Origin of the sequence: Pseudomonas sp. GV047 (assembly GCF_003058245.1) — a bacterium.
Lineage (GTDB): Bacteria > Pseudomonadota > Gammaproteobacteria > Pseudomonadales > Pseudomonadaceae > Aquipseudomonas > Aquipseudomonas marginalis.
Map to the genome: position 1 here is coordinate 298957 of NZ_QCWA01000003.1, position 21327 is coordinate 320283.

Here is a 21327-nt window from a genome sequence, read left to right on the forward strand (position 1 = left end):
ATTCTTTTTTGCATTGCCAGTCCTGGCAGGCTTTTCCTCCCCGAGGTCTCCGTGAAATCTGCTGTCGCTCCATTCGCCCAAGACGTCCCGCCCACCGCCCTGGATGAGGTGGTGGCGCAGCTCAATGACGCATACATCGAAAAAGGCACGCCGATGTTCATGCGCACGGTGCTGGCGCTGTTCTCCGGCGGCTTCGCCACGTTCGCCCTGCTGTATTGCGTACAGCCGATGATGCCGGCGCTGTCCCACGAGTTCTCGATCAATGCGGCACAAAGCAGCCTGATCCTCTCAGTGGCGACGGCGATGCTGGCGCTGGGCTTGCTGATTACCGGGCCGATTTCCGACACCCTGGGCCGCAAACCGGTGATGGTCGCCGCGTTGTTTTGCGCCGCGCTGGCGACCATCGCCAGCGGCCTGATGCCGTCCTGGGAAGGGATTCTGCTGATGCGTGCGCTGGTGGGCCTGTCCTTGAGCGGACTGGCTGCCGTGGCGATGACGTACCTGAGCGAAGAAATCCACCCCCAGCACATTGGCCTGGCCATGGGCCTGTACATCGGCGGCAACGCCATCGGGGGCATGAGCGGACGCCTGATCATCGGTGTACTGATCGACTTCGTCAGCTGGCACACCGCAATGCTGATCATCGGCGCCCTGGCGCTGATTGCCGCCACGGTGTTCTGGAAGATCCTCCCCGAATCGCGCAACTTCCGCGCCAGCAGCCTCAAGCCGCGCAGCCTGGTGGATGGCTTCGTCATGCATTTCAAGGATGCCGGCCTGCCGTGGCTGTTCCTTGAAGCCTTCCTGCTGATGGGCGCATTCGTGACGATGTTCAACTACATCGGCTATCGCCTGCTGGCCGACCCGTATGGCCTGAGCCAGGCCTTGGTGGGCCTGCTGTCGCTGGTGTACCTCTCGGGCATCTACAGCTCGGCGAAAATCGGCTCCCTGGCCGACCGCCTCGGCCGCCGCCGCGTGCTCTGGGCCACCATCGTGCTGATGCTCGGCGGCATGGCCCTGACCCTGTTCACCCCACTGTGGCTGGTGGTGCCGGGCATGCTGATCTTCACCTTCGGCTTCTTTGGCGCCCACTCGGTGGCCAGCAGTTGGATCGGGCGCCGCGCGGTGAAAGCCAAGGGGCAGGCGTCGTCGCTGTATCTTTTTTGCTATTACGTAGGCTCAAGCATCGCCGGGACAGCGGGCGGCTTCTTCTGGCACTTCGGCGGATGGAACGGCATCGGCGCGTTTATCGTGGCGCTGTTGATGGGTGCGTTGCTGGTGGCGTTGAAACTGGCGAAGTTGCCGCCGTTGGGGAGCGCAAAAAGCGCGTAACACCTGCACCTCTGGCGGTTCCGACGAGCCAAGGTACACTGTCGGCATTCGTCAGTCTTGGTAAAGGAAAGCCAGAATGCGCCTGGACCAGCTTCATATTCAGAATTTTCGTTGCTACGAAGATGCCACTTTTGACTTTCAGCCGGGTTTTAACCTGGTGGTGGGGGTGAATGGGAGCGGTAAGACTTCGTTGTTGCAGGCGGTGGCGGCAAGCCTGTATTCGTTTTCATCGTCATTGGGGGGAGCGGCTCTTCAGATATCAAACCAAGATGCAAGGTTCGAAATCCAAGAGTTCGAGGGTCGCTATAGGTTTGAACGTATATATCCCGTGACACTGGATGCTGTCGGCTCCGCTTTCGGCCGCGCGGCTTGGAATGAATCGTTGGTACGTGAAGGTCAACTCAAGGTCTTTGATATCCCAGTACTCAACAGTTCAATTGATATCCTCAACCCATCATCAAAAAACATTGTTGATCTCCCGCTCATGGCTTTTTATCGAGCTGACCGCCGATGGAATTCGTCTGATATATCTGTTGAATTCGCAGCACGCCAACAACCCTCAAGACTAGACGCCTACAAAGACTGGTTTGATGCCTCTGCAAATCTAGAAACATTTGAAAGCTGGCTTATTGGAAAAACCTTAGAACGCCTTCAGAAAATGTCTCGTTCCACAGCATCACCCAAGTTCAATGACGAGCTCCAACTGATAAATTCAGCGCTGACCCACGCTCTACCTGACGCAAAAGGGATTGAGTACGACCTTGGTATTCGCAGCTTACTGGTGCATTTTGAAAACAACAGAAGCTTAACTTTTAACAGTTTGAGCGATGGACAGCGCGGCATGCTGGCAATGGTTTCTGACATAGCTCGGCGAATGTGCCTACTCAATCCACACTTAAAAAATAAAGTTTTAGAAGAGACAACTGGAATTGTCATAATCGACGAACTGGACATCCACTTGCACCCTGGATGGCAGCGGACAATAGCTTCGACTTTGAAAAAACTATTCCCTAAAATCCAATTCATCGCAGCCAGTCACTCGCCTCAAATTATTGGTAGTCTCAGGCCAGGAGAAGTCATTCTCTTAACTAATGAATCCCCCTCTCATCCCCGCGTTACTTATGGGTTAGACTCCAGCCGAATCCTTGAAGAAGTCATGGGTGTCTCCGAGCGCGAGCCAAAAGTAGAAGTACTTCTAAGCGAACTATTCAGCACCATCGAAGATAACGAACTGGAAAAGGCCAAAACCCAGCTCCAAGCACTTAAAAAACTAGCGCCAGACCTACCCGAATTTGCTGGTGCCCAAGCGCTGATTCGCCGCAAGGAGATACTCGGAAAATGAAACAAGTGTTCAAAGGAACTGAACCTGCTTCTTTTAGTCAGTGGAAAGCTTCAATCAACGACGAATGGGTACCCACATACTCTACGCTGCAGAATCCCGAAAAACGTGAACTGCATGTCAGCTTATTGCTGGAACAAGGTGGCTTTTGTTGTTACTGCGGCAGAGATATTGATGCTGCATCCAGCCACATCGAACACTTCCGTCCCCAGGAGCATTTCGAAGAGCTGGCGCTTGAATACCAAAACCTTCATGCCTCCTGCATCAGGGAAACCAAGCCCGGTTCGCCTTTGCATTGCGGGCACGTCAAAGGCAATTGGTTTGATGAAGCTGAACATATCTCGCCCACCGAGGACGGTTGTGAACTGCGCTTCCGCTATCTATTGACGGGGCAAATCCAAGCGACAGATACCAATGACTCGCCAGCAACAAAAATGATCGAAGTCCTAGCCTTGGATATCGCCTATCTGAACAACCGCCGACAAGATGCCTTAGAGCGCGTATTCGATCCGGCATTTGTTGCCCAGGCCACTGACGAGGACTTCAAAACCATTACGACTGCATTACGCGCGACAGAACTCGGTAATCAGCAAGCCTTCGATCATGTGGTTGCACGATTTGCAGAACAAATTCTGACACCCTGATCCCCGAGCACAGCACCGGATGTCTTCTCAAAAGACATCCGCGCCATCACCCGCTTGCCCCGGCGCTCATGCATGACTACGGCGCCGATATGCAGGACCAGCATCAGCAGCAACCCCACACACGAGAGCACATGCACACGGGTATACAGGGCGATGCGGGCCGGGTCGTGGTCGAGGGGGGCGATGGAGAGCAGGTTAAAGATATTGATCGGGCGATCCATCATCAGCACGCCGGTCGCCAACACCACGGCGAGCACCAGGTACATGGCCTTGTGAACCAGCAACGCCAGGTATTCCTGCGGTGTTCGCTTGACGGAAAAGTCCAGGCCGTGGGCAAAGGAACAATAGACCCGCAAGACAAACACCGGAATATAGACAGTGGTCAGCGACACATTGAAGAACGCCACCCACGCCTTGACCGAGGCGGGCACGCTGAATACAGCCACGAAAAAACCCGACAATAACGCCCACACAATAATGACAGCCGAAACCCAATGCAGCAGTTTCTGGCTCGTTGAATACGCTGAAGTGTTCATCCTGAGATCACCTGACAATGAACGCCATGCACTGGCGAGAGGAAGAGTCGGGTAGGATTTTTACCGAGGCAAGTTACCGGAGGCTGTAGGAGAAATCCCAAAGCATCCACATTACCAAGGCAGGACTTAACGAACGCTGAAACGCAGCGAATCCCCCTTCGCCAGGCAAAGGGGGATCCGATTCAGGCGGGAGTATTACGGGTGGTATTGCGCTGACAGCTCGTGCACGGCCTGCAGGAAGGCACCCGCATGGTCCGGGTTCACTTCCGGAGTGATGCCATGGCCGAGGTTGAACACGTGGCCACTGCCTGTACCGTAGCTGGCCAGGATGCGGCCGACTTCGGTGCGGATCGCTTCCGGCTTGGCGTACAGCACGGTCGGGTCCATGTTGCCTTGCAGCGCGACCTTGCCACCGACACGACGACGGGCTTCGCCGATATCGCAGGTCCAATCCAGGCCCAGTGCATCCGCGCCAGCGTCGGCGATGCTTTCAAGCCACAGGCCACCGCCCTTGGTGAACAGGATGACCGGCACTTTACGGCCTTCGTGTTCACGGATCAGGCCGCTGACGATCTTGCGCATGTAGGCCAGGGAGAATTCCTGGTACGCCGCCGCCGACAGGTTGCCACCCCAGGTATCGAAGATCTGCACGGCTTGCGCACCGGCCATGATCTGGCCGTTGAGGTAGGAGGTGACCGACTGGGCCAGCTTGTCCAGCAACAGGTGCATGGCTTGCGGGTTGTCGTAGAGCATGGCCTTGGTCTTGCGGAAGTCTTTCGACGAGCCGCCTTCGACCATGTAGGTGGCCAGGGTCCATGGGCTGCCGGAGAAGCCGATCAGCGGCACGCGGCCGTTCAGCTCGCGGCGGATGGTGCTGACGGCGTCCATCACGTAGCCGAGGTCTTTGTGCGGGTCGGGGATCGGTAGGGCTTCGATATCGGCCAGGGTGCTGATGACTTTCTTGAAACGCGGGCCTTCACCGGTCTCGAAGTACAGGCCTTGGCCCATGGCGTCGGGGATGGTGAGGATGTCGGAGAAGAGGATGGCCGCATCCAGTTGCGGGTAGCGATCCAGTGGCTGCAGCGTGACTTCGCAGGCGAACTCCGGGTTCATGCACAGGCTCATGAAGTCGCCAGCGTGGGCGCGACTGGCGCGGTATTCCGGCAGGTAGCGACCGGCCTGGCGCATCATCCACACAGGGGTGACGTCCACGGGTTGCTTGAGCAGGGCACGAAGGAAACGGTCGTTCTTGAGGGCAGTCATGTCGGCATCCGCAAAAAAAGTGCGGGCATTTTCTCAGAGCGCGACGCAAAAGGCACGGCAAGAGCGGTGCCTTTTGTCTATCGGGTCAATTTGTCGCGGTAGCTAGCTGTGGTGAGGGGGCTTGCCCCCCGTCGGGTTCACCGCAGATCAAAGGGGCTGCTTCGCAGCCCGGCGCGGGACAAGCCCGCTCACCACAGCAAGCCCCTCCCACATTTTGATCCCCTTTCAACCTGGGATCAGGGTCAGACTTGCAGGTAGTCCAGGATCCCTTCGGCGGCATTGCGGCCTTCGAAGATCGCCGTCACCACCAGGTCAGAGCCGCGCACCATGTCGCCACCGGCGAAGATTTTCGGGTTGCTGGTCTGGTGCTTGTACTGGCCTTGTTCCGGGGCGACAACGCGGCCCTGGCTGTCGGTCTGGATCTCGAACTGCTCGAACCACGGCGCCGGGCTTGGACGGAAGCCGAAGGCGATGACCACGGCGTCGGCCGGGATGATTTCTTCGGAGCCCGGGATCGGCTCGGGGCTGCGACGGCCACGGGCGTCCGGTTCGCCGAGACGGGTCTCGACCACCTTCACGCCTTCGACGCGGTCTTCACCGACGATGGCGATCGGCTGACGGTTGTAGAGGAACTTCACACCTTCTTCCTTGGCGTTCTTCACCTCTTTGCGCGAGCCGGGCATGTTGGCTTCGTCACGACGATACGCACAGGTCACCGACTTGGCGCCCTGGCGGATCGAGGTACGGTTGCAGTCCATCGCGGTGTCGCCGCCGCCGAGGACCACGACCTTCTTGCCTTTCATGTCGACGAAATCTTCCGGCGACTTTTCAAAGCCCAGGTTGCGGTTGACGTTGGCGATCAGGAAGTCCAACGCGTCGTAAACGCCCGGCAGGTCCTCACCGGCAAAGCCGCCCTTCATATAGGTGTAGGTGCCCATGCCCATGAACACGGCATCGTATTCGGCGAGCAGCTGCTCCATGGTCACGTCTTTGCCGATTTCGGTGTTCAGGCGGAACTCGATGCCCATGCCGGTGAAGACTTCGCGGCGATTGCTCAACACGGTCTTTTCCAGCTTGAACTCGGGGATACCGAAGGTCAGCAGGCCGCCGATTTCCGGGTTCTTGTCGAACACCACCGGGGTCACGCCGCCGCGCACCAGCACGTCGGCACAGCCCAGGCCCGCCGGGCCCGCACCGATGATCGCGACACGCTTGCCGGTCGGCTTGACCTTGGACATGTCCGGACGCCAGCCCATGGCGAACGCGGTATCGGTGATGTACTTCTCCACCGAACCGATGGTCACCGCGCCGAAACCGTCGTTCAGGGTGCAGGCACCCTCGCACAGACGGTCCTGCGGGCACACCCGGCCGCAGACTTCCGGCAGGGTGTTGGTCTGGTGGGACAGCTCGGCGGCGGCGAGGATGTTGCCCTCGGCCACCAGCTTGAGCCAGTTGGGAATGAAGTTGTGCACCGGGCACTTCCATTCGCAATACGGGTTACCGCAACCCAGGCAGCGGTGGGCCTGATCGGCCGAATGCTGGGGTTTGAAGGGTTCGTAGATTTCCACGAACTCTTTCTTGCGTTGACGCAACAGTTTCTTCTTCGGATCTTTGCGCCCGACATCGATGAACTGGAAGTCGTTATTCAGACGTTCAGCCATGTTAAAACCTCATCAAACTCTTCAGGCGCATATCACTGCGGGTTGGCACGGATGCTGGAAAGCAACGATTTCAGGTTGGCAGCCTTGGGCTTGACCAGCCAGAAACGACGCAGGTAATCATCGAGGTTTTCAGCGAGGTTACGCCCCCATTCGCTGCCGGTCTCCTCGACGTACTCGTCCAGCACGTGCTGCAAGTGGTTCCGGTAGGATTCCATGGCTTCGCCGCTGATCCGCTGGATCTCGACCAACTCGTGGTTGACCCTGTCGACGAAGGTGTTGTCCTGGTCGAGCACGTAGGCGAAACCGCCGGTCATGCCCGAACCGAAGTTGTAACCGGTCTTGCCCAGTACCGCGACAAAGCCACCGGTCATGTACTCGCAGCAGTGATCGCCCGTGCCTTCCACCACGGTGTGGGCACCGGAGTTACGCACGGCGAAACGCTCACCGGCCGTACCGGCGGCGAACAGCTTGCCACCGGTGGCGCCGTACAGGCAGGTGTTGCCGATGATGGCACTGTCCTGAGTCTTGTAGACGCTGCCTTTGGGCGGAACGATGACCAGCTTGCCGCCGGTCATGCCCTTGCCTACGTAGTCGTTGGCGTCGCCTTCCAGGTACATGTGCAGGCCGCCGGCGTTCCAGACGCCGAAGCTCTGGCCCGCAGTGCCTTTGAAGCGGAAGGTGATCGGCGCCTTGGCCATGCCCTGGTTGCCGTGCTTGCGCGCGATTTCGCCGGAGATGCGTGCGCCGATGGAACGGTCGCAGTTGCAGATATCCAGGGCGAATTCGCCACCAATGGCGTCGTTGATCGAGGAACCGGCCATTTCGACCATTTTCTCGGCCAGCAGGCCTTTGTCGAACGGCGGGTTGCGATCCACCTGGCAGAATTGTGGCTTGTCTGCAGGGATGTGATCGCTGCCCAACAACGGCGTCAGGTCCAGGTGCTGTTGCTTGGCGGTCTGGCCTTCGAGGATGTCCAGCAGGTCGGTGCGACCGATCAGCTCTTCCAGGGAACGCACGCCCAGCTTGGCCAGCCACTCACGGGTTTCTTCGGCGACGTAAGTGAAGAAATTCACCACCATGTCGACGGTGCCGATGTAGTGATCCTTGCGCAGCTTTTCGTTCTGAGTGGCGACGCCGGTGGCGCAGTTGTTCAGGTGGCAGATGCGCAGGTATTTGCAGCCCAGGGCGATCATCGGCGCGGTGCCGAAGCCGAAGCTCTCGGCGCCGAGGATGGCGGCCTTGATCACGTCGAGGCCGGTTTTCAGGCCACCGTCGGTCTGCACCCGCACTTTGCCGCGCAGATCGTTGCCGCGCAGGGTCTGGTGGGTTTCCGCCAGGCCCAGTTCCCACGGTGCGCCGGCGTACTTGATCGAGGTCAGCGGCGATGCGCCGGTGCCGCCGTCGTAGCCGGAGATGGTGATCAGGTCGGCATAGGCCTTGGCCACGCCGGCGGCGATGGTACCGACGCCCGCTTCTGCGACCAGTTTCACCGAGACCAGGGCCTGCGGGTTGACTTGTTTCAGGTCGAAAATCAGCTGCGACAAATCTTCAATCGAGTAGATGTCGTGGTGCGGCGGGGGCGAGATCAGGGTCACGCCCGGTACCGCATAACGCAGCTTGGCGATCAGGCCATTGACCTTGCCGCCCGGCAGCTGGCCGCCCTCACCGGGCTTGGCGCCCTGGGCCACCTTGATCTGCAGCACTTCGGCATTGACCAGGTATTCCGGGGTCACACCGAAACGGCCAGTGGCAACCTGCTTGATTTTCGAGCTCTTGATCGTGCCGTAGCGCGCCGGGTCTTCACCGCCTTCACCGGAGTTGGAACGCGCGCCCAGGCGGTTCATGGCTTCGGCCAGGGCTTCGTGGGCCTCAGGGGACAAGGCACCGAGGGAAATACCGGCAGAGTCGAAGCGCTTGAGGATCGATTCCAGCGGTTCGATTTCGCTGATGGCCAGCGGCGTATCCAGGGTCTTCACCTTGAACAGGTCGCGGATCATCGACACCGGGCGGTTATCCACCAGCGCGGTGTATTCCTTGAACTTGGCGTAGTCGCCCTGCTGCACGGCGGCTTGCAGGGTGCTCACCACGTCCGGGTTGTAGGCGTGGTATTCGCCACCGTGCACGAACTTGAGCAGGCCACCTTGCTGGATCGGCTTGCGCGCGCTCCAGGCTTCGGCGGCCAGGGCTTTCTGTTCGGCTTCGATGTCGACGAACCGCGCACCCTTGATGCGGCTCGGCACGCCACGGAAGCTCAGCTCGCAAACTTCTTCCGACAGGCCGATGGCTTCGAACAGCTGCGCGCCACGGTAGGAGGTGACGGTGGAGATACCCATCTTCGACAGGATCTTCAGCAGGCCCTTGGTGATGCCCTTGCGGTAGTTCTTGAACACCTCGTAGAGGTCGCCCAGTACTTCGCCGGTACGGATCAGGTCACCCAGCACTTCATAAGCGAGGAACGGGTACACCGCCGAGGCGCCGAAGCCGATCAACACCGCAAAGTGGTGCGGGTCGCGGGCGGTGGCGGTTTCCACGAGGATGTTGGAGTCGCAGCGCAGGCCTTTTTCGGTCAGGCGGTGGTGCACCGCGCCGGTGGCCAGCGAAGCGTGGATCGGCAACTTGCCTGGAGCGATATGACGGTCGGTCAGCACGATCTGGGTACGCCCGGCGCGCACGGCTTCTTCGGCCTGGTCGGCGACGTTGCGCACAGCGGCTTCAAGGCCGAGGCTCTCGTCGTAGTTCAGGTCGATGATCTGGCGGTCGAACCCCGGGCGCTCCAGGGTCATCAGCGAACGCCACTTGGCCGGGGAAACGACCGGCGAGCTGAGGATCACGCGGGAGGCGTGCTCAGGCGACTCCTGGAAGATGTTGCGCTCGGCACCGAGGCAGACTTCCAGGGACATCACGATGGCTTCGCGCAGCGGGTCGATCGGTGGGTTGGTCACCTGGGCGAACTGCTGGCGGAAATAGTCGTACGGCGTGCGCACGCGCTGGGACAGCACGGCCATCGGCGTGTCATCGCCCATGGAGCCGACCGCCTCGTAGCCTTGCTCGCCGAGCGGGCGCAGCACCTGGTCGCGCTCTTCGAACGTGACCTGGTACATCTTCATGTACTGCTTGAGCTGGTCGATGTCGTAGAACGCCGAACCGTGGTCGTTGTCTTCCATGGTCGCCTGGATGCGCAGGGCGTTCTTGCGCAGCCATTGCTTGTACGGGTGACGGGACTTCAAGCGGTTGTCGATGGCATCGGTGTCGAGGATCTGGCCGGTTTCGGTGTCCACGGCGAGGATCTGCCCAGGGCCTACACGGCCTTTGGCGATCACGTCTTCCGGCTTGTAGTCCCACACGCCGATTTCCGAGGCCAGGGTGATGAAACCGTTGGTGGTCGTGACCCAGCGGGCCGGGCGCAGACCGTTACGGTCGAGCAGGCACACCGCGTAGCGACCGTCGGTCATGACCACGCCGGCCGGGCCGTCCCACGGTTCCATGTGCATCGAGTTGTACTCGTAGAATGCACGCAGGTCCGGGTCCATGGTCTCGACGTTCTGCCACGCAGGCGGAATGATCATGCGCACGCCACGGAACAGGTCGATGCCGCCGGTGACCATCAGTTCGAGCATGTTGTCCATGCTGGAGGAGTCGGAACCCACACGGTTGACCAGCGGGCCGAGTTCTTCCAGGTCCATCAAATCGTTGGCGAACTTGGTGCGACGGGCCACGGCCCAGTTGCGGTTGCCGGTGATGGTGTTGATCTCGCCGTTGTGGGCGAGGAAGCGGAATGGCTGGGCCAGCGGCCATTTCGGCAGGGTGTTGGTGGAGAAGCGCTGGTGGAACACGCAAATGGCGGTTTGCAGGCGCTCATCGCTCAGGTCTGGATAGAAGGCGGTCAAGTCCGCCGGCATCATCAGGCCTTTATAAATGATGGTCTTGTGGGAAAAACTGCAGATGTAGTGGTCGGCATCGGCGGCGTTGGCCACGGACGAGCGACGACGGGAGGTGAACAGCTTGATCGCCATGTCCTGGTCGCTCAGGCCGTCGCCTGCGATGAACACTTGTTCGATCTGCGGCAGGCGCTCCAGGGCCAGGCGGCCGAGCACGCTGGTGTCGATCGGCACTTTGCGCCAGCCCACCAGCTGCAGGCCGGCAGCGACGATCTCGCGGTTCATGTTCTCGCGAGCGGCTTCGGCTTTGGCCGGGTCCTGGTTGAAAAACACCATGCCCACGGCGTACTGCTTGGGCAGGTCGACCGCGAAATGCTCTTTGGCGACCGCGCGCAGGAACTGGTCGGGCTTTTGAATCAGCAAGCCGCAACCGTCACCGGTCTTGCCGTCGGCGTTGATCCCACCGCGGTGGGTCATGCAGGTCAGGGCCTCGATGGCCGTTTGCAAAAGGGTATGACTGGGCTCGCCCTGCATATGGGCTATCAGGCCGAAACCGCAGTTATCCTTGAATTCATCGGGTTGGTACAGACCTGCTTTCATAGACACTTTCTCACCAGGCTGCCTCTTATATCGAGGCAAATTTCTTTTCAATTCAACCGGTTACCTTCCACGCCGAACGTACGCCGGCTTAGCGGGGGCAAAAGGGAGGTCATTGTACACACCGACACGAACGCTCACAAATTTAGCGACGAAATGTCGCAAATCTATGTCGCATTTATGAAAGGTTTAAAGCGATATGCTGTGCTAGTCAAAACTTTTTTAATTCTGACCGCTACGACTCAAAAGCTACTGTAACGCAGACACCACAAAGCGCGCGGCCTGGAGGGGCTGCACGCCTTGCGATCTTTTTTGAGGTGCCGGGAGGGCGGCCTGGGTAAGGCCGCCGGATCTTCAGCGAGTTGCTGCCAGTTCTTGTTGAACGCTGGCGACAGTGCGAGGCCAAGGTTTACCAGCCTGAACCTTCGCTGGCAAGGCTTTGATGGCGGAATCAGCTGCGGCACGGCTTGGGAAGCTGCCGTAGGTGATCACGTAGAGAGGCTTGCCGTTGAGCACTTTCTTGAAATAACGGTATTCGCCGCCCTGCTCTTTCACGAACGCCTGGGCGTTCGCTTCGGAGCTGGTGCCGAGGATCTGCACGACGAAGTTGCCGGTGGGCTGGCTGCTGTACCAGCTGCTGCCGGCCTTGGCGACGGTGGCTGCCGGCTTTTCAGCCGGTTTGGCGGCTGGCGCCGGAGCCGGCTTCGCCACTGGCGCCGCAGGCTTGGCAGTGGCAACGGTCGGTGCCGGGGTCGGCTTGGCGGCGGGCGCCACAGGGGTCGCTGGCGTACCTGCGGGAACGCCCGCAGGTGGCGCAGTAGTGGTCACGGTCGGCGGTGTGGCGCTGGAGCCTTCCACCGGCACACCGTCGTCGCCTTCGGAGATACCACCGGCTTCTTCGGCGAGCGGGCCACGCATCACCGGCTGGCCCACCATCGGCAGGTTGGTCGGCTGACCGGAATTGGCGAACTCGACATTCGGCGTGGGCTTGCCCAGTGGCAACTGCGCCTGTTCGGTTGGCGCACCGGCGGTGGTCGGTGCCTTGCTGCGACCCGGAATCAACCAGGCGGCGGCAACCGCAACCACGACAACGGCGGAAATTGCCAATACGTGCTTCTTAGGCATAGTGAACCCCATCTTTGGACGCTTGACCGCAGAGCGGCTGGCAATCATGGCTTCGATCATGGCATCGCGGGCGACCTGGTTGATGGTGCCAGGCCAGCCGTCGGAGCTTTCGTGAATATCAGAGATCTGCGCAGCGGAGAAAAGTTCGATGCCCTGCCCTGCGCCTTCGAGGCGTTGAGCCAGGTATTCCCGGGTTTCGTCCTCTTCGTACGGCTGCAGTTCGATAACGTGGAACAGCTCCTGATCACCGCTGATCTGCTCCAGATCGGCGATCAACGACGATTCACCGAACAGGAACACATGGGGGCGACCTTCCGGCGTGCCCGCCGCCAGCGCCAGCAGCGCTTCCAGGGCGGATTCGTCGAGCTGCTCGGCGTCATCCACCAGCAGGTAGACTTCCTGGCCGGTCAGACCCAGTTGCACCACCTGCTTGAGGATCGCATTCGGCTCGGCAGTGGCGACGTCCAGCGCCTGGGCTACCTGACGCAGCACGCCCGCCGCATCACCGGCACCACGGGCCGACACCACCACGCTCTGTACGGACTGTTTGTTGGTGCTGGCCACCAGGGCCTGGCGCAGCAAGGTCTTGCCGCTGCCCAACGGGCCCGTGACGACCAGCAGCAGTTGGCTGTAGCGCGCGAGATGGTGCAGTTGCCCCAGCACCGGCTTGCGCTGGGCCGGGAAAAATTTGAAACCAGGCACCCGTGGAGCAAAAGGGTCGTGGCTTAACTGGTAATGGCCGAGGAACGCCTCGTCGGCATGCAAACTAGTCATCGGGATCTTATTAACCTTTCAGCTGAGCCAGGGCGCGGTAATCCGCTCCCAGCGTGGCCTGTAAAATCTCTTTCGGATAATCGTCGGTCACTACCGCTTCGCCCATATGGCGCAACAGCACCAGTCGCAGGCGACCGTCGATCACTTTCTTGTCTATTGCCATATGTTCGAGGAAATCCGCCTCGGTCATCTCTTCCGGCGGGATAACCGGCAAACCGGCACGCTGGAACAGGCGAATACCGCGATCACGCTCCTGGGCGCTGATCCAGCCCAGACGTTGCGACATCTCCAATGCCATCACTGTGCCAGCCGCTACGGCCTCTCCATGCAACCACACACCATAGCCCATGTGGGTTTCGATCGCATGGCCGAAGGTGTGGCCCAGGTTCAAGGTGGCCCGTACACCGGACTCCCGTTCGTCGGCGTTCACCACCAACGCCTTGGCGGCGCAGGAGCGGGAAATCGCCTCGGTGAGCGCCACCTGGTCGAGTGCGCGCAGGGCGTCCACATGTTCTTCCAGCCAGGCCAGGAAGGGTTCGTCGCAGATCAACCCGTACTTGATGACTTCCGCCAGGCCCGCCGACAGTTCCCGCGGTGGCAAGGTGTTGAGGGTCGCGGTGTCGATCAGCACGGCCTGGGGCTGGTAGAACGCGCCGACCATGTTTTTGCCCAGGGGGTGATTGATGCCGGTCTTGCCGCCCACCGACGAATCGACCTGGGACAACAGGGTGGTCGGCACCTGGATAAAGTCCACGCCGCGCTGGTAGCAGGCCGCTGCAAAGCCGGCCATGTCGCCGATCACACCGCCGCCCAGGGCAATCACGGTGGTTCGGCGGTCATGGCGCGCGGTCAGCAGGCCGTCAAAGATCAGTTGCAGGGTTTCCCAGTTCTTGTGGGCTTCGCCATCGGGCAGAATCACGGAGATCACTGAGTACGCCGCCAGGCTGCGGCTCAGACGCTCAAGATACAGCGGCGCGACCGTCTCGTTGGAGATGATTGCCACCTGCCGCCCGGCAATGTGCGGGGCCAGCAATTCGGGCTGGTCCAGCAGACCTTCGCCAATATGGATCGGGTAGCTGCGCTCGCCTAGATCGACCTTAAGTGTCTGCATGTGTCCCCGCGTTGAAGATGTATTGACGACCGGTAACGTCGAGATCTGACGTTGCCTGATGGCTCTACGCCACACCCCGCAGGGTGATAGCGCGCCGCCGAGAATAGCGCATTTCGGGCCTGGCTTTAACGGGGTGGCAGCCGTTGCAGGCGCTCGAGAATGTCGAGAACCACCATCCGAGGCGGCCGCTCATCGGTTTCCACCACCAGATCGGCGATTTCCCGATACAGCGGATCGCGCAGCGCGAGCAGGTCGCGCAAGGTTTTTTCCGGGTTTGCCGTGCGCAGCAAAGGACGATTGCGATCACGGGCGGTACGCCCCACCTGCTGCTCGACTGACGCATGCAAATAGACCACCCGACCACCGGCATGCAGCGCCCGCCGATTTTCATCGCGCATCACCGCGCCGCCGCCGGTGGCCAATACCACGCCATCGCAGCCGCACAGCTCGGCAATCATCGCCTGCTCGCGGTCGCGAAAGCCCAGCTCGCCTTCCTTATCGAAGATCCATGGGATATTGGCACCCGTGCGCAATTCAATTTCCTTGTCGGAATCTTTGAATGGCAGGCGCAGCTCTTTGGCCAGCAATCGGCCGATGGTGCTTTTTCCAGCCCCCATCGGTCCTACAAGAATCAAATTTCGCACAGAATCAACGACTCACAGCAATCGCCTGGTTATTCATAATACGCGGAGTCAGGAATACCAGCAGCTCGGATTTTTTCTCCGCCAGCACATCGCGCCGGAAAAGGCGGCCAAGATACGGCACATCGCCCAAAAATGGCACTTTATCTACCACTTTGCTTTGGGTATTGGAGAAAACCCCGCCGATGACGATGGTCTCGCCATCCTTGACCAGCACCTTGGCATTCACCTCGTTTTTCTTGATCGGCGGTACGTCATTGAGTTTGTTGAGATAGTCGGGCTCGTCCTTGGTGACCTTGACCACCATGATCACATGGTCATCGGGGGTGATCTGCGGCGTGACCTCCAACGACAGGGACGCCTCCTTGAACGACACCGAGGTAGCACCCTGGGAGGTGGATTCCTGATAGGGAATTTCGGTGCCCTTCAGAATGCGCGCGGTTTCCTTGTCGGAAGTGACCACCTTGGGCTGCGAGACGATTTCGCCATTGCCGGTTTTCTCCATGGCGGTCAGTTCCAGGTCCAGCAGGAGGTTATCGGTGATAAAGGCGATGCCCAGTCCCGATGTACCCGTGAGTGAACCCAGGTCGACAAATGGCGAGCCGGGCACGTTTTCCGGCGCCTGGGCACCGTCCGGCAAAGGCTTCTGGATCCCCCCGGCAGCCCAATTCCCGCGAGTGAGCCGCCCACCCCAGCGCGCGCCCAGGCTTTTGTCGTAGTCGACATTGGCCTCGACAATCCGCGCTTCGATCATCACCTGGCGCACCGGCACATCCAGTTGCGCCACGATCCGCCGCAACTCTTCCAGGCGCTCGCCGGTCTGGAAGGCAATGATGTTATTGGTGCGGTCATCCACTGCGACTGAACCACGCTCATCGGTCGTGCCTTCAAAGCCGCTCACCGACTGAAACAGCTTGGCCAGGTCTGCCGCCTTGGCATGGTTGACTTGCAGTAGCTCACGGCGCAGCGGCGCCAGGTCGGCCATCTGCTTGCGCGACTCCAGCGCCAGCAGTTCCCGTGCAGCCAACTCCTCGGCCGGCGCCACCAGCAGGACACCAGCCTTTATCCGTTTATCCAAGCCTTTGGTTTGCAGCACCAGGTCCAGCGCCTGATCCCAGGGCACGCCTTTGAGCCGCAGGGTGATAGAGCCCTGTACGTCATCGCCGACCACCAGATTGAGGCCCGCCACGTCGGCAATTTGCTGCAAGGCAGCACGTAGTCCGATGTCCTGGAAGTTGAGGTTCAACTTTTCACCGCTATAGACGCCCGAATCCGCGCTGCCGGGAGGCGGTAGCTGGATCAGGTCCACACGATTGGGCACAGCAGCAGCCATCGGTGCCGTGAACGCTATCCATAGCGCCACACCGAAGGACGAGAAAGTCCTTTTCATTGTTTGATTCCGTTATGAGTTGACGTTTAGCACGAGGGTTCGCGGACGCTCCAGCCATCCCCCCTGTTCATCGGGAAACAACTCGACCAGTTCGATATGGCCGTCATGAATCGCTGTAACTCGACCATGGTCCGGCCCCAGATAGTCACCGACTGCCAGGCGATGCACGGTCGAGGCCTGGCGCAGCAAGGCGAAGGTCTGCGCCCCACGGGACAACGTGCCGACCATCTCGAACTGATCCATTGGGTGGCCTTCCAAGGCTTCCCGCGGGCGAGCGAGGTCCGGCGCAGCGGCCGTCCGCCCTGGCGCGCGGTCGACTTGCAGGGCAATGGGCTGGAACGGATCGCGAATACCAGAAGCACCGTATACAAACGGTTGCCCTTGCATGACAGCCGCGTCCCGCTTGATGCCTCGTCGCTCATGCCAGTACGTCTTGGTCAGCAGATCAAGGCGCAGCAGCTTGCCATCCCGCCTTATGGCAATGTCGTGCGCCGTGGCGATTCGCGAAAGGCCGCCCAGGGCACTCACAAACGTCGCCAGGTCGTGATAGGTACCGGTGGCGCCGATGCGAACGGGCTGTTCGTGATAGAACGGCCTAGACAGCTTATCCAGCGGAGTGACGCTCTCAATCACCAAACCGTTGGCCAGCGCCATCCTGGCGATGTCCTCAAGAAAGCCGGGCATTTCGGACTCTTCGGGCATTTGCTGCAAAAGCCCGCTGACCTTTTCCTGCATAAGCTGGACCTGGCGAGCCCGCTCTTCAAGGTCCGCAGCCAGGACGGCTTTTTCCGCAAGTTGCTGCTGCAAGCTCACTTCCTGCACCTCGACCTCGCGCAAGCGCTCCCGCGACGGGCTGAGGTACACAAGGTCGCCCACCAACAGCACCACGCCGGCCAGCGCACAGCCCAGCAAGATCCTGCCAGGTAAGGGCCATTTGGCAGCATTGTGAGTCAGCGCGGAAAATTCGAGCCAGGACCGGCTCATGGCTGGGCCTCGGAAGATTCTCCCTGGCGCACCATCAACTGGAATTCATTGTTGCCGCGAGCGCCTTCGGTTCGTACATGCTGCAGGCGAGTGGCGTGGGCGCCTTCGGATGCCTCCAGGCGACGCATCAGTTGGGCAATATCCTGGCTGGATTCAGCACTGCCGCTGATACTCACCGTATCGCCCTTCGCCACGACCTCATGCAAATGCACACCGTCGGGCACCGCACGGGCCAACTGATCCAGCAGCTGTGCACCGGCGGAGCGATTATCGTGCAGGTCCTGCACGACTTTCATGCGCTCCGCCAGTTGCTGGCTTTGCACCTGGAGGTCGTCAATGGTCTGGATACGCGAGTCCAGGACGCCGACGTCCTTGCGCACATGATCGTTTCGCGTCACCTGCCGGTCGATCGCCTGGTCGATCACCTGGTCCGCCAGCCACACCGTCGCGAGCGCGACACAGGCAAACGCCACCAGCAGTATCAGGAAATATTTACGCCTGCGCTCCGCCAGCGCCTGGCGCCAAGGCAAAAGATTGATTCGTGTCATCCAGCGAAACTCCTCAGGGCCAACCCGCAAGCGACTCCCATCCCAGGGGCATCCACGATCCACTGGGCACCATCGACTCGATGACCCGGCGTGAAGCTGGCGAAATCCTGACGGCAAGCGCGCGCCAATGCAAACCCTTCGACATCCACCACCCTGGGCACCAGCCCCGCCAGGGCCAACACGGCTTCACGGACCTCGACGTGCTCCTTCAGACACGCGGCCAGCAACACCTCGACCCGCGCGGGATCCAGCGTCGACGGCCCCTGGACCTGAAAGTCCAGCGCCACCTCGTCCAGCGGGTAGGGAATGTATTGCTCTGCCTCCACCTGGATCCTCCGGGCCATTTCGTCGTCGCCAAGCCCCACCTGCATTTCAATGACCCGTGTAATGACCGAAGGACCGGAAACGGCGACTGCCGCCTGCCTGGCCGACGTGCGCAGCCGGGACAGCGCCGTGTACAGCGCATGGCCTATGCCTTCCAGGTCCAGCCAGACGCCGTCGACCACCGCCTGGGCCGGCAGCGCCTGTATGGCGTAGCCCTGCACGGTGTAACGGTTGGCTGAACAGCTCAGCTCTACCAGCCTGATCCCTGCCTCATTGATGTCGACGCCAAGGACGGTGTCGACTTTGCGCCTGAAAAATCCCTTTCCCATAAAACTCCCCAAAGCTTTGCCTGTCTTAACGCCTGATTGCCGCCGGAAGCCCTGCATTCGGTCGACTTGTTGAGCCGGCGCGAATGACGCCCCAAGGCGAAAAATGCTTTAATGCCCAGCGTTTTTCCCCGCTTTTTATCTGCAGCTCGGGTCGATCCATCGTTTGCCATGCATGCCCCGACGCGTAACCCATTCTTTTCTCTGGAAATCCAAAAGCCTTGATCCGTCTGCTGAAGTTTTTCGGGTACTCCATTGTCGCGATCGTCTGCGGGCTGCTGCTCGTACTCAGCGGGGCCTACCTCTACCTTAGTCCGGGTTTACCCTCCGTAGAGGCCCTCAGAAGTATCCAGTTGCAGATTCCTTTGCGGGTCTACAGCAGCGATGAAAAGCTGATCGCGGAGTTCGGCGAAATGCGCCGCACACCGATCCGTTTTGCCGACATTCCACCTAATTTCATCAGCGCATTGCTGTCGGCCGAAGACGATAATTTTGCCAACCACTATGGCGTCGACCCCAGCAGCCTGGTACGTGCGGCCACGCAACTGGTAAAAAGCGGACACATTCAATCCGGCGGCAGCACCATCACCATGCAGGTGGCGAAGAACTTCTTCCTCACCAGCGAGCGCAGTTTTTCGCGCAAAGCCACTGAAATCCTGCTGGCATTGCAGATCGAACGTCAGCTGACCAAGGACGAGATCCTCGAGCTGTACGTCAACAAGATCTACCTGGGCAACCGTGCCTACGGGATCGAGGCGGCCTCCCAGGTCTACTACGGCAAGTCGATTCGTGACGCCAGCCTGGCGCAGATGGCGATGATTGCCGGCCTGCCCAAGGCCCCTTCGCGCTTCAACCCCCTGGCCAACCCGGCGCGCAGCAAGGAGCGCCGCGACTGGATCCTGGGGCGCATGTACAAGTTGGGCAAGATCGACCAGGCCGCCTATGAAAGTGCGGTGGCCGAGCCGTTGAACGCCAGCTACCACGTGCCGACGCCGGAAGTGAATGCCCCGTATATCGCCGAAATGGCGCGTGCCGAGATGGTCGGTCGTTACGGCAGCGAGGCCTACACCGAAGGCTTCCGCGTGACCACGACGGTTCCGAGCGACTTGCAGGAGATCGCCAATGACTCCGTGCATTCCGGCCTGATCACCTACGACCAGCGCCACGGCTACCGAGGCCCTGAGTCGCGCCTGCCAGGCAAGACCCTGAGCGCCTGGACGGCCGAGCTGGGCAAACAGCGCGCGATCAGTGGCCTGGAACCGGCCATCGTCACCCAGGTGAAGAAAGATGGTGTGCAGGTACTGACCCGCACCGGCGAAGCCCACGTGGCCTGGGACAGCATGAAATGGGCGCGCCCGTTCCTGAACACCAACAGCATGGGCCCGATGCCGAAGCAACCGTCGGATGTCGCGCAAGTGGGCGACCTGATCCGCGTGCAACGCCAGAAGGACGACAGCCTGAAATTCAGCCAGGTGCCGCTGGCCCAGGGCGCACTGGTATCGCTGGACCCGCAGAACGGTGCAATCCGCGCCCTGGTGGGTGGCTTCGCGTTCGAACAGAGCAACTACAACCGGGCCACCCAGGCCAAACGCCAGCCAGGCTCGAGCTTCAAGCCGTTCATCTACAGCGCCGCCCTGGATAACGGCTACACCGCCGCCAGCCTGGTCAACGATGCACCCATCGTGTTCGTCGACGAGTACCTGGACAAAGTCTGGCGCCCGAAGAACGACACCAACACTTTCCTTGGCCCTATCCGTATCCGTGAGGCGCTGTACAAGTCACGCAACCTGGTGTCGATCCGCCTGCTGCAGGCGATGGGTGTCGGCAAGACCATCGACTACATCACGCGCTTTGGCTTCAACAAATCGGACCTGCCGCCGAACCTGTCCCTGGCCTTGGGTACCGCGACCCTCACGCCGATGGAAATCGCCACCGGCTGGAGCACCTTTGCCAACGGCGGCTACAAGATCGCGCCGTACCTGATCGACAAGATCGAAAGCCGCAACGGCGACACCCTGTTCACCGCCAACCCGCCACGCGTGCCGGGTGATGTGGTCAACGGCATCGCTGCGACGGATGGCCTGGCGGCGCCAGGCAATGGCGGTATCACCATCGAGCCGACCCCAGGAACCGCGCCAACTACCCCCCCCGCTGCAACCGAACCGCAGGCACCCGCCGTGGCCGAGCGCATTGTGGATGGCCGTACCACCTATATCCTCAACAGCATCCTGGAAGACGTAATCAAGAAAGGCACCGGCCGTCGTGCCCTGGCCTTGGGGCGCGCGGACATCGCGGGCAAGACCGGTACCACCAACGAATCCAAGGATGCCTGGTTCTCCGGCTACAACGCCGACTACGTGACCACTGTGTGGACCGGCTATGACCAGCCGGAAAGCCTTGGCCGCCGCGAGTTCGGCGGTACCGTCGCGCTGCCGATCTGGATGAGCTACATGGGCGCGGCCTTGAAGGATAAGCCGCTGCACACCCAACCGGAGCCGGAAGGCATCCTCAGCCTGCGGATCGACCCGGTCAGTGGCCGTGCGGCCTCCCCGAGCACGCCGAATGCGTACTTCGAACTGTTCAAGAGCGAAGATACGCCGCCGTCGGTCAATGAACTGGGCAACGGCGTCGTACCGGGCAGCCCGCTGCCGGCGGATGAAGCGGCGCCGATCGATCTGTTCTGACAGAGCCTGTGTTTAAACACAGATCCAATGTGGGAGGGGGCTTGCCCCCGATAGCGGTGGACCAGCCAGTTTATCTGTAGCTGACCCACTGCAATCGGGGGCAAGCCCCCTCCCACATTCGGTTCTCCGAGTTAATTACCACACAGCAAAAAGCCCCGGCTCGCTAGAGCCGG

At 60.5% G+C, this 21327-nt stretch carries 14 protein-coding genes and 1 pseudogene; 4 read left to right on the plus strand and 11 right to left on the minus strand.

The annotated features are described in order from the left end of the window. The first annotated feature begins 99 nt into the window (after positions 1-99). The 3 genes from C8K58_RS09725 (at position 100) to C8K58_RS09735 (ending at position 3312) form a co-directional block, all read left to right on the plus strand. Entirely contained in the window at positions 100-1329 is a 1230-nt protein-coding gene (locus tag C8K58_RS09725; protein ID WP_371914546.1) for an MFS transporter, read from the plus strand. A gap of 76 nt (positions 1330-1405) precedes the next feature. Then, on the plus strand, positions 1406-2671 hold the full coding sequence (locus tag C8K58_RS09730; RefSeq protein WP_027604997.1) for an AAA family ATPase: 1266 nt from the start codon (positions 1406-1408) through the stop codon (positions 2669-2671). After that, positions 2668-3312, plus strand: a complete 645-nt coding sequence (locus C8K58_RS09735; RefSeq protein WP_081744406.1) for a retron system putative HNH endonuclease — start codon at positions 2668-2670, stop codon at positions 3310-3312. Before C8K58_RS09730 ends, C8K58_RS09735 begins: the two co-directional genes overlap by 4 nt. Here C8K58_RS09735 and C8K58_RS09740 read toward each other — a convergent pair. The 11 genes and pseudogenes from C8K58_RS09740 to pilM all read right to left on the minus strand — a co-directional run bounded on the left by C8K58_RS09740 (position 3270) and on the right by pilM (position 18473). Continuing rightward, entirely contained in the window at positions 3270-3848 is a 579-nt protein-coding gene (locus tag C8K58_RS09740) for a cytochrome b/b6 domain-containing protein (protein ID WP_098480511.1), read from the minus strand. The genes C8K58_RS09735 and C8K58_RS09740 overlap by 43 nt on opposite strands. Positions 3849-4043: 195 nt before the next feature. Beyond that, positions 4044-5111, minus strand: a complete 1068-nt coding sequence (gene hemE / locus C8K58_RS09745; RefSeq protein ID WP_027604999.1) for a uroporphyrinogen decarboxylase — start codon at positions 5109-5111, stop codon at positions 4044-4046. A gap of 242 nt (positions 5112-5353) precedes the next feature. Next, complete coding sequence (locus tag C8K58_RS09750; RefSeq protein WP_027605000.1) at positions 5354-6772, minus strand: FAD-dependent oxidoreductase; 1419 nt, start codon at positions 6770-6772, stop codon at positions 5354-5356. A 32-nt stretch (positions 6773-6804) separates the two neighbouring features. Further along, positions 6805-11250, minus strand: a complete 4446-nt coding sequence (gene gltB / locus C8K58_RS09755) for a glutamate synthase large subunit (RefSeq protein ID WP_108573657.1) — start codon at positions 11248-11250, stop codon at positions 6805-6807. 351 nt (positions 11251-11601) lie between these two features. Further along, complete coding sequence (locus C8K58_RS09765; RefSeq protein WP_027605003.1) at positions 11602-13146, minus strand: SPOR domain-containing protein; 1545 nt, start codon at positions 13144-13146, stop codon at positions 11602-11604. Positions 13147-13156: 10 nt separating this feature from the next. Next, positions 13157-14257: a 3-dehydroquinate synthase gene (gene aroB / locus C8K58_RS09770; RefSeq protein WP_027605004.1), complete on the minus strand. Its 1101-nt coding sequence runs from the start codon at positions 14255-14257 to the stop codon at positions 13157-13159. Positions 14258-14382: 125 nt separating this feature from the next. Further along, complete coding sequence (aroK, locus tag C8K58_RS09775; RefSeq protein WP_003171222.1) at positions 14383-14901, minus strand: shikimate kinase AroK; 519 nt, start codon at positions 14899-14901, stop codon at positions 14383-14385. A 4-nt stretch (positions 14902-14905) separates the two neighbouring features. Further along, positions 14906-16171: pseudogene (locus C8K58_RS09780) on the minus strand (type IV pilus secretin PilQ); the annotation flags it as partial. A gap of 129 nt (positions 16172-16300) precedes the next feature. Next, the gene (locus tag C8K58_RS09785; RefSeq protein WP_108573658.1) at positions 16301-17272 is read right to left on the minus strand and encodes a pilus assembly protein PilP; all 972 of its coding nucleotides are present in this window, start codon (positions 17270-17272) and stop codon (positions 16301-16303) included. Next, positions 17269-17820, minus strand: coding sequence for a PilN domain-containing protein (locus C8K58_RS09790; protein WP_027605007.1), 552 nt, complete (start codon positions 17818-17820; stop codon positions 17269-17271). Before C8K58_RS09790 ends, C8K58_RS09785 begins: the two co-directional genes overlap by 4 nt. After that, positions 17817-18473: a type IV pilus biogenesis protein PilM gene (gene pilM / locus C8K58_RS09795; protein WP_108573722.1), complete on the minus strand. Its 657-nt coding sequence runs from the start codon at positions 18471-18473 to the stop codon at positions 17817-17819. The genes C8K58_RS09790 and pilM overlap by 4 nt, the downstream gene beginning before the upstream one ends. 221 nt (positions 18474-18694) lie before the next feature. Between pilM and C8K58_RS09800 the strand changes: the two genes are divergently transcribed. Beyond that, entirely contained in the window at positions 18695-21154 is a 2460-nt protein-coding gene (locus C8K58_RS09800; RefSeq protein ID WP_371921650.1) for a penicillin-binding protein 1A, read from the plus strand. The last annotated feature ends 173 nt before the right edge of the window (positions 21155-21327 follow it).

What these genes read in the sequence shown, in the direction of transcription:
- C8K58_RS09740 (WP_098480511.1), bottom strand. Translation starts at nt 3,848, where the DNA reads ATGAACACTTCAGCGTATTCAACGAGCCAGAAACTGCTGCATTGGGTT.
- gltB (WP_108573657.1), bottom strand. Translation starts at nt 11,250, where the DNA reads ATGAAAGCAGGTCTGTACCAACCCGATGAATTCAAGGATAACTGCGGT.
- C8K58_RS09735 (WP_081744406.1), top strand. Translation starts at nt 2,668, where the DNA reads ATGAAACAAGTGTTCAAAGGAACTGAACCTGCTTCTTTTAGTCAGTGG.
- C8K58_RS09785 (WP_108573658.1), bottom strand. Translation starts at nt 17,272, where the DNA reads ATGAGCCGGTCCTGGCTCGAATTTTCCGCGCTGACTCACAATGCTGCC.
- aroB (WP_027605004.1), bottom strand. Translation starts at nt 14,257, where the DNA reads ATGCAGACACTTAAGGTCGATCTAGGCGAGCGCAGCTACCCGATCCAT.
- hemE (WP_027604999.1), bottom strand. Translation starts at nt 5,111, where the DNA reads ATGACTGCCCTCAAGAACGACCGTTTCCTTCGTGCCCTGCTCAAGCAA.
- C8K58_RS09765 (WP_027605003.1), bottom strand. Translation starts at nt 13,146, where the DNA reads ATGACTAGTTTGCATGCCGACGAGGCGTTCCTCGGCCATTACCAGTTA.
- C8K58_RS09750 (WP_027605000.1), bottom strand. Translation starts at nt 6,772, where the DNA reads ATGGCTGAACGTCTGAATAACGACTTCCAGTTCATCGATGTCGGGCGC.
- pilM (WP_108573722.1), bottom strand. Translation starts at nt 18,473, where the DNA reads ATGGGAAAGGGATTTTTCAGGCGCAAAGTCGACACCGTCCTTGGCGTC.
- C8K58_RS09790 (WP_027605007.1), bottom strand. Translation starts at nt 17,820, where the DNA reads ATGACACGAATCAATCTTTTGCCTTGGCGCCAGGCGCTGGCGGAGCGC.
- C8K58_RS09730 (WP_027604997.1), top strand. Translation starts at nt 1,406, where the DNA reads ATGCGCCTGGACCAGCTTCATATTCAGAATTTTCGTTGCTACGAAGAT.